Raw genomic sequence first — 18,722 nt, 5'->3', positions numbered from 1 at the left:
GTAAATCCTATAAACTGACATTTTTTTATTTAAACAGAGATGGCATACAAATTGACTATTAGAGAATTGTAAAATAGAAATAACAATATTAATTATATAAATAACAATTATGAGTAAAATTATAGGAATTGATTTAGGAACAACAAATTCATGTGTTTCCGTGATGGAAGGAAATGAGCCAGTTGTAATTCCTAACGCAGAAGGAAAAAGAACAACACCATCTATTATTGGTTTTGTTGAAGGTGGAGAACGTAAAGTTGGTGATCCAGCAAAAAGACAAGCGGTAACCAATCCAACAAAAACTGTTTATTCTATCAAACGTTTTATGGGAAACAAATTTTCTGAATCTAAAGAAGAAGTAGAAAGAGTTCCTTATAAAGTGGTAAAAGGAGACAATGATACACCAAGAGTAGATATTGATGGACGTTTATATACGCCACAAGAAATATCTGCTATGGTATTGCAAAAAATGAAAAAAACTGCTGAAGACTATTTAGGACAAGATGTTACTGAAGCGGTAATTACTGTGCCAGCATATTTTAATGATGCACAAAGACAAGCTACAAAAGAAGCTGGAGAAATTGCAGGTTTACAAGTTCGTAGAATTATCAACGAACCAACTGCTGCTGCTTTAGCATATGGAATGGATAAAAAAGGTACTGATCAAAAAATCGTTGTTTTTGATTTTGGTGGTGGAACACATGATGTTTCTATCTTAGAATTAGGAGACGGAGTTTTTGAAGTTTTATCTACAGAAGGAGATACACATTTAGGTGGAGATGATGTCGATCAAAAAATCATCAACTGGTTAGCAGACGAGTTTAAAGCAGAGGAAAACATGGATTTAAGAGAAGATCCAATGGCTTTACAACGTTTAAAAGAAGCTGCTGAAAAAGCAAAAATAGAATTGTCTAGTTCTGCTTCTACAGAAATTAACTTGCCTTATGTTACTGCTACAGCTAGCGGACCAAAACACTTGGTAAGAACTTTATCAAAAGCAAAATTTGAGCAATTGATAGACGATTTAGTGAAGCGTACAATTGCGCCATGTAAATCGGCTTTAAAAGCTGCTGGTTTATCTACTTCAGATATTGATGAGGTAATTTTAGTTGGTGGTTCTACAAGAATTCCTGCTGTACAAGAAGCAGTAGAAAAATTCTTTGGAAAAGCGCCAAGTAAAGGAGTTAACCCTGATGAAGTTGTTGCTTTAGGAGCTGCAATTCAAGGTGGAGTTTTATCTGGTGATGTAAAAGATGTATTGTTATTAGACGTTACACCTTTATCATTGGGTATCGAAACAATGGGGAATGTATTTACAAAGTTAATCGATGCAAATACAACAATTCCAACTAAGAAATCGCAAGTATTTTCTACAGCAGTAGACAATCAGCCTTCAGTAGAAATTCATGTTTTACAAGGAGAAAGAGCAATGGCTGCAGACAATAATACTATTGGACGTTTTCATTTAGATGGATTGCCACCAGCACAAAGAGGAGTTCCTCAAATTGAAGTAACTTTTGATATTGATGCAAACGGAATTATTAAAGTATCTGCTTTAGACAAAGGAACTAATAAATCTCACGAGATTAGAATCGAAGCTTCATCTGGATTGTCAGAAGAAGAAATCGAGAAAATGAAGCAAGAAGCAGAAGCAAATGCAGATGCAGATAAAGTAGCAAAAGAAACTGCTGAGAAAATCAATGGAGCTGACGGAATGATTTTTCAAACTGAAAAGCAATTGAAAGAATTTGGAGAAAAATTATCTGACGATAAAAAAGCACCAATTGAAGCTGCATTAGTTGAATTAAAAGCTGCTCACGAATCTAAAGATATTGCACAAATTGATGCTGCAATGGAAAAGATAAATGAAGCTTGGAAAGCTGCTTCAGAAGAAATGTACAAAGCAGAGCAAGAGGCGCAAGCTGGAGCTGGAGCAACAGAAGGTCAACCAGAAGCAAACGATGCTCAAGGAGACAATGTTGAGGATGTAGATTTCGAAGAAGTAAAGTAAGTGAAATAGTATTTTGTTTTCAAAATACGTAATTGAACTTATCCCGCTGAAAAGCGGGATCTATCTAAAAGAAATTTAAGTCTTTATAAATATCAAAACGCAATCATTAAGTTGGTTGCGTTTTTTTGTTTTTAAAAAACACATTTTTTTTGAGGTTAAAGTTATTTTATTACATAACTTTAAGTGTTTTTTAATCTACATAAATGAGTCTTAAAAGTAAAATCGTAATCTGTGAAGATCATCCAATTTATGCAAATGGAATGAATGATTTTCTAAAAAAACATTTTGATATAGTGCAAATTGTAGATAACGGAAAAGATGCTTTAAAATACCTAAAAAAATACAAAGCAGACATTCTTCTTTTAGACTTAAATATGGAAGAGATAAATGGAATTGAGGTTGTAAAAAAGCTTAAAACTTCAGGAAACAAAGTTAAAATTGTCATCGTTAGCATGTACAACGATAAAATGTTAATTGAGAAATGTAAAAAACTAGGCGTAAATGCATATTGCAGTAAACAGGTTGTAAATAGTGAGCTACTAACTATCTTAAACACATTAAAGCACGGTGAGTTTATCGTAGATTCTAGTTTAAAAGAAAAAATAAGAAGCAATAATACAATCTCTAAGAAAGAAGATTTTGAGAAAAAGTATTTATTGACCAAGAGAGAAAAAGAACTCATTATTTTTTTCTCTGAAGGATTGTCTAACAAAGAAATTGCAAGTGAATTAAATGTAAGTAGTTTTACGATTGATACTCACAAAAAAAACATTTTTAGAAAATTGAATATTAACTCAACAGTTGAACTGGTAAAGTTTTATTATGAAAATTTCTAAACAAATATTTCTTGTTTTCTTTTTTTTATCTGGATTTAACTTGAGTTATTCTCAAACCAATTTTAAAGTAGAAGAGAATTTTAAAACTGTAAAATTCGACCAATTCATACACATTCATAAAACTGAATTAGATACGAATGCCAACGATTTAATAAATGATAATGCTATAAAATGGGAAGAAAACAAAACTTCTTATGGTTTTTCTAAAGCCTTTTATTGGCTTAAGTTTTCAATAGAAAATACATCGACTTTAAAAAAGGAATTGTATTTTGAAGTTAATAATCCACATATAAAATATATTGAGTTTTACGAATCTAAAGAAGAAGAATATCAACTTAAATATTATTGTGGCGATTATATGCCGTTTGATTCGAGACCAATTGATAATGAAAAATTTATTTTTCCTATTGTTTTAAATCCAAATCAAAAATCATCATTCTTAATTAGAATTGATAAACGAAATACATCGGTTAGTTTTCCAACTTATTTATGGGATAAAGATGAGTTTATCAAAAATAGTAATAAGTACAAATTAGTTCGAGGTATTTTTTATGGCGGATTTGTAATTTGTTTTCTTTTTAGTTTCGTGAGTTTTTTCTTTTTACGAAAACAAATTTACTTGTGGTATAGCTTGTATATTTTGGCTTCGAGTTTGTATTTATTTACAACAATGGGATATTCTTTCCAATATTTATATCCAAATACAGTCATATTTACATCCTTTTTTAGAATGACAACCTTAGTTTTTGGCGCGTTGTTTTTATTAAAATTTACTCAGAGTTTGTTAAAAACAAAAGAATATGCAACTAAAACTCATTTGTTAATGGATTTTTGTGTGTACGCTTTTCTGTTTTTATTAGCTGTTTGGTTAATATTTCCAGAATTCTTTCAAAGTCAGATAACCTTAATGATAAAAACATTGTACATTTTGTTATTTATCTCTTTAATGAGTTATTTTTTAGCAGCTTTAATTACTTATTCAAAACAAAAGGAAGTCGCTAGATTGTATTTAGCATCTTTTGGCGTTTTATTTCTTTGTGGCGCATTTTCTTTATTATTAGAATACGGTTGGTACTCAGAATTACGAACTTATATTTCATTATTATTTATAGGAACTTTACTAGAAGTAGTTATTTTGGGAATTAGTTTGCTTAATGATGTTCGTTTAACTTATCAAGCAAAAAGCGATTTAACACTAAAAGTTGCAGAAAAACAAAAAGAAATTACTGAGGCTTTTATTGATGGAATGGAAAAAGAAAAAGTAATTATTTCTAATGAATTGCATGATGATATTGGTAGTAGAATGGCAAATTTTCTCAGACAAATAGATCATGATAAAAAATTATCTGACACATCTAGAGAAAAATTAATTTCAATTATTGATGATGTTAGAAAAATATCTCATCGATTAACTCCAAAAAAAAGCAGCTTACTTTCATTTGAAGAACGGCTTACAAATTTGGTTGAAGAAGCTTTTTATGAAAGCGGAATTACGTATGATTTTCAGTTTATTGGCAACAAGAATTTTTTAGACGAAAAAGAAGAACTGAACGTTTATCGAATACTTCAAGAAATATTACACAACATTTTAAAGCATGCAAAAGCAAACTCAGTAGAAATTCAGTTTGTAAATTTTGATAACGAAATTACTATAACTATTGAAGATGATGGAGTTGGCTTTAATTCAAGCAAAAGAAAAAAAGGATTAGGAATATACAATATTCAAAAAAGAGTAGCTTATTTAAATGGAACTATAGAAATTTCATCCATTAAAAATAAAGGAACTTTTATCGTAATTGTAATTCCAAATATTCAAAAAAAGGAAATTTAAAAAATACCGTAAATAAGGTATTTTTTTGGGTTTATAAGTTGATTAATTTTATGGTAAAATTAATTCTATTCATATGATTCAAAAAACTACACTTACAGTATTCTTTTTATTTTTAATATCATTTTCTTTTTCGCAATCAGTTGCAATTCCAGATGCAAATTTCGAACAAACTTTAATTGATTTAAAAATAGATTCAGACGGAGTAATAAACCAATCGGTTTTACTAACTGATGTTGCAACCGTTACAACATTAGATGTATCAGATAAAAAAATTAAAGACTTAACGGGTATCAGTTCATTTTCGGCTTTAGTTACATTAATTTGTAATACAAACGAATTAACAGAATTAGATTTAAGCGCAAATACCAATTTAATGAATTTAAATTGTGATGATAATTTTTTAACCTCTTTAAATGTAAAAAACGGCAATAACACCAACGTAAAATTTGGTGGTGGAAGCTACAGCGCATTAAATAACAGATTATTTTGTATTAATGTAGATTTTGCTGGACAATATTCTGAGTTTGCACCAGGTACAACACGATGGATTGCATCAGATGATGAAGTAAAAGGTTTTAGCGAAGATTGTGAAAATGTTGATGTAATGCCATTTATATCGTCTTTTCCGGCAGAAATTATTACACTTTTAAAAGAAAAAGTAGACACAAATAAAGATGGTAAATTATTGTTAAGCGAAGTAAAACTATTTGTTGGAAACTTAGATTTATCATCAATTACAGGAATTGCAGATTTATCTTTTTTAGATTCATTTGTAAATATGCAAGGGTTGGTTTTGGGTAAAAGCGATTTATCTGCGATAGATTTATCACAATTTAGAGATTTAAAAAACATTGATTTAAGTGATAATGATGCGTTAAAAAACATCGACTTAACTAAAAATCCATTTTTACAAGCTTTTGCTGCAAACGGAAATGCAATATTAGAAGCGATTGATTTTTCTAAAAACCCATTATTAACAGAGTTAATATTGAAAAATTGTCCTGTTATAAAAGCGTTGGATATTACAACTGTAGCAGAATTAGATAGTTTGGTTGCAAAAGGAAATACTGCGTTAACTCAAATTAATTTTGCAACAACAAATGCTAAAAGAAAATCAGCAGTAAATAACACAAAACTTAAAACAGTAGATCTTAGTAATAACGCTTTAACTACGTTAGATTTATCAAGCTTTCCTTCATTAACAAGAATTATTGTTAATAATAATGCATTAACATCGTTAAAAGTAAATAACGGAAATAATACAAATATTACAAACGATAATTTTAATGCAACAAATAATAATTTAACAACAATAACGGTTGATGATGCTACGTTTTCTACTGCAAATTGGACGAATATTGATGCAGGAACTACTTATGTTAGTGGTGCATTGTCTGTAGATTCTGAAGTCTTAGCTTCAATGATTAATGTGTATCCAAATCCGTTTACAGATTATATAAAACTAGATTTCGATGCAAGTATTAATGTTAAAAGTGTTTTGTTAAGAGATATTACCGGAAAACGAATTTCTAAATTTTCATCAAAAAATAATAAAACAATAAACGTTTCTCATTTAACAAGCGGAATGTATTTATTGATTGTAGAAACAGATAAAGGAACCGTTTCTAGGAAAATCATCAAATAAAAGTTCTTAATTCAATTAAAAAATGCGCAATCATTAAGTTGGTTGCGTTTTTTTGTTTTTTGTCATTGCAAGGAACGAATCAATCTTTTTATGAAACAACTGATTTCTTTATTACATTCGCAATACACTTTAATTACTGACTTTGAAAACCTACAATCAAACAAACTTCTTTAAACAAACTTTTTGTGATTTTACGCAAGTGAATAATTTTGTTTTTCCAGAAAACACACATTATAAAAGTAAATCAAATAGCTTTTATTTTTATACGAATAAAGGTGTGTATAGAAAATCAAATCATTGGGGGCGCGTTGCAAATTGCAGATGGCGTTTACTTTCTGATGAGAAAATTAAAAGTCAAAACGATTATGTTGGATTTGCAAAATGGACAGATTTTTATCCATTGAATGAAACAGAAAAGCAGTTTTATATCACTGTAGAATTTAAAAATAAAACTGTGGATTTTCATCATAAGGCAACCAAAGAAAACGCTTTCTTGTTTTTTGCAGAAACTGCTCAGAAAAAAATCATTCAAGTTAGAAAGTTATTTTCAGATGATAAATGGGCAAATTATTTTGAAGAAGAAATTTCAGTTCTGAGAAAAGAAATAGTTTTTGAATTGATAAATTCTAATAAAAGCTTGCAAGAAATAAAAAACGCAATGCGTTAATAAAAATGTATTTTTGAAAAAAAAACGAGATGTTATTTAATTCTTTTGATTTTTTATTTTTTTTACCTACAATTTTTGTATTGTACTGGTTTGTTTTCAAAAAGATACAAAATCAAAATATATTATTGCTAATTGCTAGTTATGTTTTTTATGGTTGGTGGGATTGGCGATTTTTAATTTTAATTCTTGTAAGCACAGTTGTAGATTATTTTATTGGTTTATTATTACAAAAAGTTGAAAATTGTAAACGAAGAAAACATTTACTTTGGATTAGTTTGGTTTTTAATTTAGGGCTTTTAGGTTTCTTTAAGTATTTTAATTTCTTTATTGATAATTGGGTAGAAGCGTGGTCTTCTGTAGGAGTTGAAATGCATAAAAGTTCTTTGAATATTATTCTACCAGTCGGAATTTCTTTTTACACATTTCAAACATTAAGTTATTCGATTGATATTTATAGAAATAAATTAAAACCAACTAAAAACTTTATTGCTTTTGCAAGTTTTGTCTCCTTTTTTCCGCAATTGGTTGCTGGTCCAATTGAAAGAGCAACAAATTTGTTGCCTCAGTTTTATAAGAAAAGAACCTTTAATTATGAGTTGGCAGTTTCTGGAATAAAACTTATTCTTTGGGGCTTGTTTAAGAAAATTGTTATTGCAGATAATTGTGCAATTTATGTTAATGAGATTTTCGGAACCTACGAAGATCAATCAAGTTTAACCTTAATTTTAGGAGCTGTTTATTTTGCATTTCAGATTTATGGAGATTTTTCAGGTTATTCTGATATTGCAATCGGTACAGCAAGATTATTTGGCTTTAAATTAATGAGAAACTTTAACTATCCATATTTCTCTAGAGACATTGCCGAGTTTTGGAGACGCTGGCACATTTCATTATCAACTTGGTTTAGAGATTATGTTTACATTCCGCTAGGTGGTTCTCGTGGTTCAAAATCAATGCAAATTAGAAATGTTTTTGTGATATTTTTAGTGAGCGGATTTTGGCATGGTGCCAATTGGACATTTGTTGTTTGGGGCGGATTAAATGCTCTTTTCTTTTTACCTTTATTGTTAGCGAAAAAAAATAGAAATCATGTTGGAGATTCTGCAGAGAATAGAGTTTTTCCTTCTGTTAAAGAATTTTTTCAAATAGGAATTACTTTTTGTTTAACCACATTTGCATGGATCTTTTTTAGAGCAAATTCTGTAACTGAAGCTATAGATTATCTTGGGAATATGTTTAATACTAGAAATATCTTTTCAATAGATTATTTAGGCGGAATCGAAAGATATTCTTTTGAAATGGTTTTTTTAATTCCAATTTTAATTCTTTTTGAATGGATTTACAGAAAAAAAGAAACACCTTTTGAAGGTAGGTTTAAAAATTTAAATGAAGTGATTATACTATTATTTTTATTGGTTTTTGGTCAGTTTACAAATCATTCGAGTTTTATATATTTTCAATTCTAATGAAACGATTTATAAAATATATTAGTCTAAGAGTTGTAGCATTAATTTTTATGCTATTTCTACTAGATATTTTATTTACAAGCATTTTTTTTAACAAAAAAGGAATACGAAATAAGGTAGAGTTTGTTTTTCAAAACAAAGAGAAAAACTTTGATTATATTTTTTTAGGTTCATCAAGAGTTGAGCATCATATAGATACAGATTTTATCAATGAAAAATCTAATTTGAAAAGTTTAAATATGGGAGTTTCTGGGCAAAATCTTTCAGAAACTTTTTTGCTATTGAAATTATTGATAGACAAAGAGTTTAAAGCGAAAAAATATTTTATTCAAATAGATGAATCAGATTTAAATGCTATGAAAAGTAAATCTGTAATTGGTGCAAGTTATTTTATGCCATTTATTAAAAATGTTGAAGTAAAAAATCATTTCAAAAAATATGATGAAGATTTTATTTTAAATTCTAAAGTTCCATTTTATAGATATATGAATTTTGGTTACAAAATTGGATATAGAGAACTATTATTAAAACTGAATAATAAAACAAGAGAGAAAAACTTTTTTATTGGTTTAGAAAAAAACTTAGCAGATTCAGAAGCTTCTTATGTTTTTGAAGAAAAACATCAAAATGATTTGTTAAATGAAATAAAATTATTTGCTCAAAAAAATAATTTGCAGTTAGCTTTTTTTACTTCACCTTATTATAATCCAATTAAAACAGAAAAATATAAATCATTTGCAAAGAGAAATAATATTGTTCAATACATTGATTCTATAAAAGAAGTAAAATATTTTAAAGATTCAGACCATTTAAATATTAGGGGAGCAAAATTGTTTACAAAAATGATTATTAGAGATTTTAATTTAAAAAAATAGAATCTCATTATAATTTTAATATTAAATTATAATTTTAAAGTTGTTCTTATTGTTGATAATTTCGTAAATTTATTCAGTTAAATTTCACTGAAATTAATCGTATTTATTTACAATGCATTTATGAACATACCACAAACTAGTTTGCCAAGAGTTGTAATTGTTGGTGGAGGTTTTGCTGGATTAGCACTCGCAAAAGGATTAGAAAAAAAAGAAGTTCAAGTTGTTTTAGTCGATAAGCACAATTACCACACTTTTCAACCATTGTTATATCAAGTTGCAACTGGCGGATTAGAACCAGATTCTATTGCATTTCCTATCAGAAAATTATTTAACAATTTAAAATATTATCATTTTAGATTAGCAGAAGTGTTAAAGATTCATCCAGAAAAAAATGAGATAGAAACATCAATTGGCAATTTAAGTTATGATTATTTGGTTTTAGCAACAGGTTCTAAAACTAATTTTTTCGGTAATAAAAACATCGAAAAACATGCAATGGAAATGAAAAACATTCCGCAATCTTTAAATATTAGAAGTTTAGTCTTAGAAAATTTTGAAGAAGCTTTACTCACATCAGATTTTGAAGAACGCAAAGCATTAATGAATTTTATTATTGTTGGTGGCGGACCAACAGGAGTTGAGTTGGCTGGTGCTTTAGCAGAAATGAAAAAAGGTATTTTGCCAAAAGATTATCCAGATTTAGACATTAGAGAAATGCAAATTAATATAATTCAAGGCTCAGATCGTTTAATTGACGCAATGAGTGCTAAAGCATCTGAAAAAGCAGAAGATTTCTTAGCTGATTTAGGTGTGAATATCTGGAAAAATTTACGTGTAATCAAGTATGATGGCGAGTTGGTTACAACCAACACAAATGAGGTTTTTAAAGCAGCAACTGTAATTTGGGCAGCTGGTGTTCAAGGTGAAACAATTAACGGTTTAAATGAAGAATGTATTGTTGAAAGAGCAAACAGAATTAAAGTTGATGCTTTTAATAAAATAAACGGACATAAAAATATTTTTGCGATTGGAGATGTTGCTTCCATGAGTTCTGAGAAAAATCCACACGGGCATCCAATGATGGCGCAACCAGCTTTGCAACAAGGAAAACTATTGGCAAAAAATATTTTAGCAGCATTAAAATCAAAACCATTACAGCCATTTGTTTATAATGACAAAGGATCAATGGCAACAATTGGTAGAAACAAAGCTGTTGTAGATTTAAAAAGATGGAAATTTCAAGGTGTTTTTGCTTGGTTTGTATGGATGTTTGTGCACTTATTTTCTTTAATAGGTTTTAGAAACAGAGCAATTGTGTTTTTAAATTGGGTGTATAATTATATTCGTTTTGATAGAGAATCAAGATTGATAATTAGACCTTTTAAAAATAAAAACAACCAATCTTTTAAATAGCAAGATTTGTCTACTACTTCACACATAAAATGTTTAAATTGCGGGGTTTTTAATACAAATAGAGAGTATTGCGAAAATTGTAATTCATTAATTTCTCACAAAAAAAAGCAAGTTGAAAGAGCAACTAAAATTCATGAAAAAGAAATAACTTTAGCAAAAGAAGAGCTAGAAAAATTAAGTTTTATAGATAAATTAAGAAAACATCCTTTTTTTTTGGTAAAAATTATTGGTTGGATTTTACATTCAGTTTGGATACTGCTTAACATTATCGGTGGATTAATTGCTTGGTTGATTGTAAGTCTTTCTGGATGAAAAAAGCACTTCCATATTATATTATAATTTCTGTAGTTCTCGGATTTGGAATTTACATTTGTGAAGTTCTCGGAATTTTATTACCAAAGATAATTCGGTTTTATGTAAACGATTTTTTAATTATTCCGATTGTTTTATATCTAAGTTTATTTGTGATTCAAAAACTAAAAAGAGATTCAAACATACAATTATCGCTTTTAAATATTCTATATATCTGTTTGATGTATTCAGTGATATTTGAATATTGGTTGCCTAAATTTCATTCAAGATATACATCAGATTTTATAGATGTTTGTTTGTATTTCTTAAGCGGATTTGTATTTTATTATTTACAGAAAAAAAAACTAAATTAGTGACTAAAATATGAATACAGAATCTGTAAGAAAAGAAAACGTTGCTAGAATTAACAATGCAATTCTGTATATAGAAACACATCTTTCAGAGAAATTAATTTTGAGTGATATTGCCAAAGAAGCGTATTTTTCTCCATTTCATTTTCATAGAATTTTTTCTTTAGTTGTAGGTGAAACAGTCAATAATTTTATTGCTCGTTTGCGAATAGAAAAAGCAGCTAATTTTTTAATTCATCAAAAAGAAATATCAATTACAGAAGTTTCGGAAATCATTGGTTTTACAAGTTTATCGTCTTTTTCTAGAGCATTTAAAAAATTTTTCGGAATTAGTCCTGCAGAATTTAAAGAATTAAGTCCAGATAAATATAGCAAGATTTGTAAAATAGAAAGCAAGAATGGGCAAGTTGTTGTGACTTTTGAACAATACATTTGCAATGTAAATAACGCATTAAATTGGATTAAAATGAACGGAAAAACAACCATACAAAACGTAGAAGAATTACAATTGGCATACATTTCTCATAAAGGAGAAATGGAAAAAATTGGAGAAGTTTTTAACAGATTAATTCAATGGGCAGCACCAAAAGGATTGATGAATCAAGAAAATTTACGATTGCTTACTATGTATCATGATAGCCCAAAAATTACAAGTCCAGAAAATATTAGATCGAGCATAGCAATTGTTTTAAATACCAAAACTACTGTTGAAGGAGAAGTGCGTTTAAAAACGATACAACCAGGAAAATGTATTGTATCAAGATTCGAAATTACTCCAAATGAATTTCAACAAGCGTGGGAATCTAATTTTGTTTGGATGTCAGAAAATGGGTATAAAAAAGGCGATAAAGATCCGTTTGAAATTTATTATAACAACGCTGCAGAACATCCAGAGAATAAATTTATTGTAGATATGTGCATTCCTGTTTTATAGTTGATGCATTAAACTTTACATTTAAACAATTCATCATTACTTTTTTACAATTCAGTAACTCTTTTTAGTCAGAGCTTGTTTTCTGCTACATCTTTGTGGCATCAAACAAACAAAACAATTCATAAAAATGAAACGACTATTATTTTTTATTATCGCTATTTGCCAAATTTCTTTAGCAGCACAAACCACAGTTTCGGGTAAAGTAACAGACAAAAAAGGAGAACCAATTATTGGTGCAAATGTATTTTTAGATGGCACTTATGACGGAACATCAACCAACGAAAAAGGAGAATTTTCTTTTACAACTTCAGAAAAAGGAATTCAAACCTTAAAAATTTCATTTATATCATATGTGCCATATTCTAAAACTGCGGATGTAAAAACATTCTCAAAATTGCTAATAAAATTAAGAGAAGATGTAAATACTTTAGATGCGGTAAATATAAATGCTGGATCTTTTGAAGCTGGAGACAACGCAAAAGTTACCGCTTTAAAACCATTAGATATTGTAACAACTGCTGGCGCGATGGGCGATTTTGTTGCGGCTTTACAAACTTTGCCAGGAACATCAAATGTTTCTGAAGATGGGCGACTTTTTGTTCGTGGAGGTGATGCAGGTGAAACGCAAATTTTTGTAGACGGAATTAGAGTTTTTACGCCGTATTCTCCAACTCCAAATAACATTCCAACTCGCGGACGTTTATCTCCGTTTTTATTCAAAGGAATTACATTTTCTACCGGTGGATATTCTGCTGAATACGGACAAGCATTGTCGAGTGTTTTGTTGTTAAATTCTATTGATGAACCCACAGAAGAAAAAACAGATTTGTCTTTTATGACACTTGGTTTGGGTTTAGGGAATACACAAATTTGGGATAATAAATCGTTAAGTGTAAACGCATCATATATAAATTTGGCGCCGTATAATGCAGCTTTTCCAGATAATGAAGTTTGGCATAAATCACCAGAAGCTTTAGGCGGAGAAATGATTTATCGTCAGAAAATGAAAAATGACGGAATGTTAAAAATGTACGGAGCTTTTGGTTATTCAGATTTAGATGTAACCCAAGAAGATATCAATTTACCAAACGGATTTCGTTTTGGATTAAAAAATAGAAACGTATATTTTAATACTTCTTACAAAGGATTTTTAAAAAATAATTGGACCTTTTTAACTGGTTTATCTTTAACAAACGATCATTCTGATATTAAGTTAGAAGCTGATGAAGTTACAAATGACGAAAATTCGGCACATTTTAAAGTGCGTTTCAAAAGAAACATAAACAATAGAGTGAAACTAAATGTTGGTGCAGAATATTTTATGACCAATTTTAAAGAAGATTATAAAAGCACAAATGTTGGGAATTATAACTATGGATTTGACAATAACATTTTTGGAACGTTTGCAGAAGTAGATGTTTTTTTCTCTAAAAATGTTGCTGCAAAAATTGGGTTGAGATCAGAATATTCGCAATTATTAAAAGAGCTTACAATTTCTCCAAGACTTTCATTAGCATATAAAGCGAGTGAAAATGGACAATTTTCGTTGGCGTACGGACAGTTTTATCAAAATCCAAATAGTGAATATTTAAAATTCAATTCTAATTTTAAAGCAGAAAACACATCACATCTAATTGCCAATTATCAATATGTAAAAGACAAGAAAATTTTAAGAATTGAAGCGTATTATAAAAAGTATAACGACTTGGTAAAATACGACACTGATTTTACGTTGCCAACATCAAACTATTCGAATAATGGCTTTGGGTATGCAAAAGGATTAGATGTTTTTTGGAGAGATAATAAAAGCTTTAAAAATACAGATTATTGGATTTCATATTCTTTCTTAGATACCAAAAGAGATTATAAAAATTACGCAGCTTCTGCAACGCCCAATTTTGTTGCAAAGCACAATTTGTCTGTTGTTGTAAAACATTTTATTACCGATTGGAAAAGTCAAGTTGGGTTTAGTTATAATTACGCTTCTGGTAGAAATTTTACAAATCCAAATATGACAGGATTCTTAAACGATCAAACAAAAAGTTACAACGCATTAAATGCTAATTGGGCGTATTTAATTAGTCAGCAAAAAATACTTTATTTGTCTGTAAGTAATGTGTTGGGAACTAAAAACATCAACGGATATCAATACTCAAATCAACAAAACCCACAAGGTAAATTTGATAGTAGAGCGATAACTCCATCTGCTGATAGATTCTTCTTTGTAGGTTTCTTTTGGACGATAAGTGATAACAAAAAAGACAATCAATTAAAGAATTTATAAATTGATTACAACTCAGTCATAAAAAACAACAATTCGGTTATAAATATATTTTTAGGGCTTTAAATAATTAGATATTTGAACAGAAATAAAAATCAAACATTATGCAAAAAGTAATTTTAACGTTCGTACTTATCATCACAAGTTTTTTCTTTTCACAAGCATTTGCTCAAGAAAAAGAAGCAAACACACTTACAATAACAATCTCTGGAATGAAATCTGACAAAGGTGACGTTTTTGTAGCCTTGTACAATTCTGAAAAAGATTTTTTAAAGAAAAGCTTTAAAGGAAAAATTGTAAAAGTATCAGCTAAAAAAGCAACGGCAGTTTTTAAGAATATTGAAAACGGAATTTATGCAATTTCAGTTTTTCATGATGAAAATAACAATAAAAAACTTGACACTAAAATCTTCGGAATTCCGAAGGAACCAATAGGAATGTCTAACGACGCAACAGGATTTATGGGGCCGCCAAAATATAAAGACTCAAAATTTAGTGTAACCAAAGACATTACAATTCCTATAAAAGTAAAATAACTACTGTCATTAAAAACCACGTATAGCAATCTTTTAAATTAATGAGATTGTTATGAAATTAAAATTTCTTGAGAAGAAAATAAACAATATTAACAAACTAAAATATTTAAAAATGAAAAAAATAACTCTAGTACTAGCACTAATTTTTGCAGTAAACAGTTTTGCTCAAACACAATATGAAAAAGGAATGACCAAAGCATTTGAACTTTGGGGACAACAAAAAAACACGGAAGCTGTTCAGCTTTTTGAAAGAATTGCATCTGCAGAAAAAGACAATTGGTTGCCACCATATTATGCTGCAACTGTATTAATTATTGATGGTTTTGCTATCAAAGATGAATCGAAGTTGAAAACACATTTAGACAAAGCACAAGCGTTGTTAGACGATGCAAATGCACTTTCTAAAAGCAATCCAGAAATAATGATTACACAAGCTTTATTAAACACGGTGTATGTTGCTTTTGACGGACAAAAATACGGAATGACATTATCTGGTGAGAACATACAATTATACAATGCAGCGTTAAAAATTGCACCAAATAACCCAAGAGTTGTTTTAGGAAAAGCACAATGGGATATTGGCGGAGCAGCATTTTTTGGACAATCTACCAAGCCATTTTGTAAAGAAATAGAACGTTCTATAGAATTGTTTAAAAAGGAAAAGCAAAAAGGAAAGTTTCATCCTTTTGGCGGCATTGAAAGAGCGCAAGAAGCGTTAAAACAATGTAGTAAATAAGTAATTTTAAAATTAGTTGAATTTAAAAACCTTCATCATAAATGATGAAGGTTTTTATGTTTCGCTAACGGTTTTGGCTATGATTTGTTGCGGATAAATCCGCGAGGATTTTCCGCCGTAAACCAAAGATAGCAAACTTGCGTTGAATTCCGATTAGGAATTCAGTAGCAATGAATTATAGCCGTTGTTGGCAACTGTATTTATTTGTTTTTTATCACCTTAGAATATTTCATATTAAACTTAATTGTTTCTCCAACTTTCAATTTTTGACTAGGATAATATGGTTCATTAATAACCATATTATCGTAATTGCAATCAGGATAATCAAGAACTCTGTATACTAGATTATATCCACCTTTACGTTTATTTTTCTTAGTGATTACTCCTTTGATAATACAATCAAAGTTTTCTCCATCAAAAGTATATGAATATGGATTCAAAGTTGTAATGTCTGTACCATTATGTCTTTGAATTACATTGTACGGAACTTTTATAATATCTCCTATTTTCAGTTCTTTAAATTTTGTTTTAATCTGTTTCTTTCTCAATTTATCTTGTCTTCGAATTTCGTCAAGATTAGGGAAGTCTAGTTTAAAAGTTCTAATGACGCAAGTTTTTTCGGTTTTAAAAAGTCCTTTTTGGTATGCTTGTGAATGTAACTCGGGTAATTTATCAAATTCTTTTTTGCGAAGTCTGTCAATTTTCTTAGGTGATATAAAATCATAGGTAGAAGCCATAAAAAGAACTATTTCTGCATTTTCACATTCTTTTGGAATAGAGATTGTTGCTGATTCGTAGCCAACTCCAGCAAAAATTAATATATCTGTTTCTTTAGGTAATTTAATCTTAAAATATCCATCCAAGTCAGACAACCCGATCTCGGTAGTGTCTTTATTGGATATTGTAATTCCAATGGCGGTTTCAAAAAATTGGTCGATAATTCTACCTTTTAAAGTCCGTTGACCAAATACGGAAAGGATGCAAAAAAATAATGATATGAAAAATGTTATTTTAAATCTCAATGTTTTCGGTTTTCATATTGTTGCCAATGCATTTTAATATGAATCTGTTTCAATGATTTATATCAGCAGTTAGCGAAGTTATCAAAAAAAGAGATTAGAAACAAGCTAAACTACAGCGCTTTATTTTTAGTTTGAATAATTTCTGCGGCAATACTAATTGCAATTTCTTCTGGAGTTTCACTTTTAATATGAATTCCTATTGGCGCAAAAACAGTATCAAGTTCTTCTTGTTTAAAACCTTCTTTAAGTAAAACTTCCCACATGGTTTTTAGTTTGGCTTTGCTTCCTAAAACACCAACATAAGCGTAGTTGTTTCGTAGCAATTGACTCAATACTAATTTATCATCTGTATATTTATTGGTCATTATTGCTACATAACTATCGTTTCCTTTTTTAATAAAATCAGCAATTTTTGTATACTCAATGACGTGTTTTTGATGCGCAAAAGTATTTGATTCTAGCGTGTTTAAGTTATCTCTATTATCAAAAACTACAACAGTAAAATTTAAAAAACAAAACAGTTTAGAAACCGCCAAACCAACATGTCCGCCACCAACAATATATAGCGTTTCTTTAAATCCGATATTTTCGTTGAACTGCCAATCAGTTTCAGAATTGATTTCTGCTTGATATTTTTCTAATTTTTTTGTTTCTGTAAAATCAATTCCAGTAGGAGAGAAGCTCAATGTTTTTTGTTGATTGTTTTGCAAACAATTAAGAATGTTTTCTACAAGCTGAATATCTGTAGTTTGTAACGGATGAAAAACCACTGTTTGTTCTCCAGAACAAATCATTCCAGATTTGTCTTTTCCGCTTCCTTGGTGAATTTGTTTTTTGAAAAATATTGGTTGATTTTCTTTTTGCAACAATTCTTTTACTTCTTCTACTAAAGTAAATTCCATTACACCACCACCAACAGAACCAAAAATAAATCCATCATCAGCAACCAGCATTTTAAATCCTTTTCTGCCGGGCGAACTTCCAAAATTTTCAATAACCGTTAAGAGATAAACCTTTTTATCTTGTTGTAATTGTGTTAAAAGTTGTTGCCAAAAATCCATAGTTCTATTTATGTTAGCAATATACAAAAATGCAAATACTAGAAAACGGGTTTTTAGTGAATTTCATTTATCTTTGAATTAAAAGAATTTTACATGGAATCAATTTTAGAACAAAAAGATGCTTTGCGAAAAGAAATGTATAAAAAACGCGCAAGAAATAGATCTAAAACTAAAAAAGAATATGATTTATGGATTTGTGCTGAACTAGAAAAGTTGGTAAAAGAACGAAATGTAAAAGTGGTTCATGCCTATTTGCCAATGGGAACAGAAATTGATATTCGTCCATTTATACAAAAAATGTTGCAGCAAAATATCAAAATTATTTCTCCAAAAACGTTGCCAAAACGTCAATTAGAAAATTTAGAATTACATTCTTTAGAAGACGTAGAAAAAGGTGTTTTTGGAACATCACATCCAGCAAATTCTACTATTTATTCTGGAAATTACGATTTGGTTGTTGTGCCAGGTTTGGCTTTTGATCATCAAAATTTTAGATTGGGTTATGGCGGCGGATATTACGATACGTTTTTAGCGCAATATCCAACTACTTTTAAAATCGGAATTTTTTATCCGTTTCAAGAAGTGAAATCAGTTCCTAAAGAAAACCACGATGTTTGTTTGGATCAAATTTTAGTAAAAGAATTAGTTTAACTCGTTGTCCATTTTATCATTTAAAAAGTTTTCGATACAATTTTTCGTTCCTCATAATCACTCGAACTTACGTTTTAATACAATTTAGAATTATT

At 29.2% G+C, this 18,722-nt stretch carries 17 protein-coding genes; 15 read left to right on the top strand and 2 right to left on the bottom strand.

What is annotated here, in order from left to right:
• The first annotated feature begins 109 nt into the window (after nt 1-109).
• The 14 genes from dnaK (at nt 110) to ABDX67_RS05815 (ending at nt 15,893) form a co-directional block, all read left to right on the top strand.
• Entirely contained in the window at nt 110-2,011 is a 1,902-nt protein-coding gene (gene dnaK, locus ABDX67_RS05880; protein ID WP_347174035.1) for a molecular chaperone DnaK, read from the top strand.
• 203 nt (nt 2,012-2,214) lie between these two features.
• The gene (locus ABDX67_RS05875) at nt 2,215-2,847 is read left to right on the top strand and encodes a response regulator (RefSeq protein ID WP_347174034.1); all 633 of its coding nucleotides are present in this window, start codon (nt 2,215-2,217) and stop codon (nt 2,845-2,847) included.
• On the top strand, nt 2,834-4,678 hold the full coding sequence (locus ABDX67_RS05870; protein ID WP_347174033.1) for a sensor histidine kinase: 1,845 nt from the start codon (nt 2,834-2,836) through the stop codon (nt 4,676-4,678). Before ABDX67_RS05875 ends, ABDX67_RS05870 begins: the two co-directional genes overlap by 14 nt.
• 73 nt (nt 4,679-4,751) lie before the next feature.
• A complete protein-coding gene (locus ABDX67_RS05865; protein WP_347174032.1) occupies nt 4,752-6,323 on the top strand; it encodes a T9SS type A sorting domain-containing protein in 1,572 nt (523 codons plus the stop codon).
• Nucleotides 6,324-6,465: 142 nt separating this feature from the next.
• A complete protein-coding gene (locus ABDX67_RS05860; protein WP_347174031.1) occupies nt 6,466-6,990 on the top strand; it encodes a hypothetical protein in 525 nt (174 codons plus the stop codon).
• Nucleotides 6,991-7,019: 29 nt separating this feature from the next.
• A complete protein-coding gene (locus ABDX67_RS05855; RefSeq protein ID WP_347174030.1) occupies nt 7,020-8,456 on the top strand; it encodes an MBOAT family O-acyltransferase in 1,437 nt (478 codons plus the stop codon).
• Complete coding sequence (locus tag ABDX67_RS05850; protein ID WP_347174029.1) at nt 8,456-9,331, top strand: hypothetical protein; 876 nt, start codon at nt 8,456-8,458, stop codon at nt 9,329-9,331. Before ABDX67_RS05855 ends, ABDX67_RS05850 begins: the two co-directional genes overlap by 1 nt.
• 120 nt (nt 9,332-9,451) lie before the next feature.
• Nucleotides 9,452-10,744, top strand: coding sequence for an NAD(P)/FAD-dependent oxidoreductase (locus ABDX67_RS05845; RefSeq protein ID WP_347174028.1), 1,293 nt, complete (start codon nt 9,452-9,454; stop codon nt 10,742-10,744).
• A 6-nt stretch (nt 10,745-10,750) separates the two neighbouring features.
• Nucleotides 10,751-11,056 carry a hypothetical protein gene (locus ABDX67_RS05840; RefSeq protein WP_347174027.1) on the top strand — a complete coding sequence of 102 codons (306 nt, stop codon included), beginning with the start codon at nt 10,751-10,753 and terminating at the stop codon, nt 11,054-11,056.
• The gene (locus ABDX67_RS05835; RefSeq protein WP_347174026.1) at nt 11,053-11,409 is read left to right on the top strand and encodes a hypothetical protein; all 357 of its coding nucleotides are present in this window, start codon (nt 11,053-11,055) and stop codon (nt 11,407-11,409) included. The genes ABDX67_RS05840 and ABDX67_RS05835 overlap by 4 nt, the downstream gene beginning before the upstream one ends.
• 10 nt (nt 11,410-11,419) lie before the next feature.
• Nucleotides 11,420-12,340: an AraC family transcriptional regulator gene (locus ABDX67_RS05830; RefSeq protein WP_347174025.1), complete on the top strand. Its 921-nt coding sequence runs from the start codon at nt 11,420-11,422 to the stop codon at nt 12,338-12,340.
• A gap of 127 nt (nt 12,341-12,467) precedes the next feature.
• On the top strand, nt 12,468-14,624 hold the full coding sequence (locus tag ABDX67_RS05825; protein ID WP_347174024.1) for a TonB-dependent receptor: 2,157 nt from the start codon (nt 12,468-12,470) through the stop codon (nt 14,622-14,624).
• Nucleotides 14,625-14,725: 101 nt separating this feature from the next.
• A complete protein-coding gene (locus ABDX67_RS05820; RefSeq protein WP_347174023.1) occupies nt 14,726-15,157 on the top strand; it encodes a DUF2141 domain-containing protein in 432 nt (143 codons plus the stop codon).
• A gap of 112 nt (nt 15,158-15,269) precedes the next feature.
• A complete protein-coding gene (locus tag ABDX67_RS05815; protein WP_347174022.1) occupies nt 15,270-15,893 on the top strand; it encodes a hypothetical protein in 624 nt (207 codons plus the stop codon).
• Nucleotides 15,894-16,093: 200 nt separating this feature from the next.
• Here ABDX67_RS05815 and ABDX67_RS05810 read toward each other — a convergent pair whose 3' ends face one another.
• Nucleotides 16,094-16,915: a carboxypeptidase-like regulatory domain-containing protein gene (locus ABDX67_RS05810; RefSeq protein WP_347174021.1), complete on the bottom strand. Its 822-nt coding sequence runs from the start codon at nt 16,913-16,915 to the stop codon at nt 16,094-16,096.
• 110 nt (nt 16,916-17,025) lie between these two features.
• On the bottom strand, nt 17,026-17,976 hold the full coding sequence (locus ABDX67_RS05805) for an XdhC family protein (protein ID WP_347174020.1): 951 nt from the start codon (nt 17,974-17,976) through the stop codon (nt 17,026-17,028).
• A gap of 93 nt (nt 17,977-18,069) precedes the next feature.
• Between ABDX67_RS05805 and ABDX67_RS05800 the strand changes: the two genes are divergently transcribed.
• The gene (locus ABDX67_RS05800) at nt 18,070-18,627 is read left to right on the top strand and encodes a 5-formyltetrahydrofolate cyclo-ligase (protein ID WP_347174019.1); all 558 of its coding nucleotides are present in this window, start codon (nt 18,070-18,072) and stop codon (nt 18,625-18,627) included.
• Nucleotides 18,628-18,722: the final 95 nt, after the last annotated feature.

The sequence above is a fragment of the Polaribacter uvawellassae genome (genome assembly GCF_039748955.1).
In the GTDB taxonomy this organism is placed as follows: domain Bacteria; phylum Bacteroidota; class Bacteroidia; order Flavobacteriales; family Flavobacteriaceae; genus Polaribacter; species Polaribacter uvawellassae.
Note: the sequence above shows the minus strand (reverse complement) of the source record. Positions and strands in the feature narration are given on the sequence as shown.

Coding starts and splice junctions, on each gene's coding strand:
- ABDX67_RS05875 (WP_347174034.1), top strand. CDS start 2,215: ATGAGTCTTAAAAGTAAAATCGTAATCTGTGAAGATCATCCAATTTAT.
- ABDX67_RS05865 (WP_347174032.1), top strand. CDS start 4,752: ATGATTCAAAAAACTACACTTACAGTATTCTTTTTATTTTTAATATCA.
- ABDX67_RS05825 (WP_347174024.1), top strand. CDS start 12,468: ATGAAACGACTATTATTTTTTATTATCGCTATTTGCCAAATTTCTTTA.
- ABDX67_RS05855 (WP_347174030.1), top strand. CDS start 7,020: ATGTTATTTAATTCTTTTGATTTTTTATTTTTTTTACCTACAATTTTT.
- ABDX67_RS05815 (WP_347174022.1), top strand. CDS start 15,270: ATGAAAAAAATAACTCTAGTACTAGCACTAATTTTTGCAGTAAACAGT.
- ABDX67_RS05850 (WP_347174029.1), top strand. CDS start 8,456: ATGAAACGATTTATAAAATATATTAGTCTAAGAGTTGTAGCATTAATT.
- ABDX67_RS05845 (WP_347174028.1), top strand. CDS start 9,452: ATGAACATACCACAAACTAGTTTGCCAAGAGTTGTAATTGTTGGTGGA.
- ABDX67_RS05835 (WP_347174026.1), top strand. CDS start 11,053: ATGAAAAAAGCACTTCCATATTATATTATAATTTCTGTAGTTCTCGGA.
- ABDX67_RS05805 (WP_347174020.1), bottom strand. CDS start 17,976: ATGGATTTTTGGCAACAACTTTTAACACAATTACAACAAGATAAAAAG.
- dnaK (WP_347174035.1), top strand. CDS start 110: ATGAGTAAAATTATAGGAATTGATTTAGGAACAACAAATTCATGTGTT.
- ABDX67_RS05870 (WP_347174033.1), top strand. CDS start 2,834: ATGAAAATTTCTAAACAAATATTTCTTGTTTTCTTTTTTTTATCTGGA.
- ABDX67_RS05830 (WP_347174025.1), top strand. CDS start 11,420: ATGAATACAGAATCTGTAAGAAAAGAAAACGTTGCTAGAATTAACAAT.
- ABDX67_RS05820 (WP_347174023.1), top strand. CDS start 14,726: ATGCAAAAAGTAATTTTAACGTTCGTACTTATCATCACAAGTTTTTTC.
- ABDX67_RS05800 (WP_347174019.1), top strand. CDS start 18,070: ATGGAATCAATTTTAGAACAAAAAGATGCTTTGCGAAAAGAAATGTAT.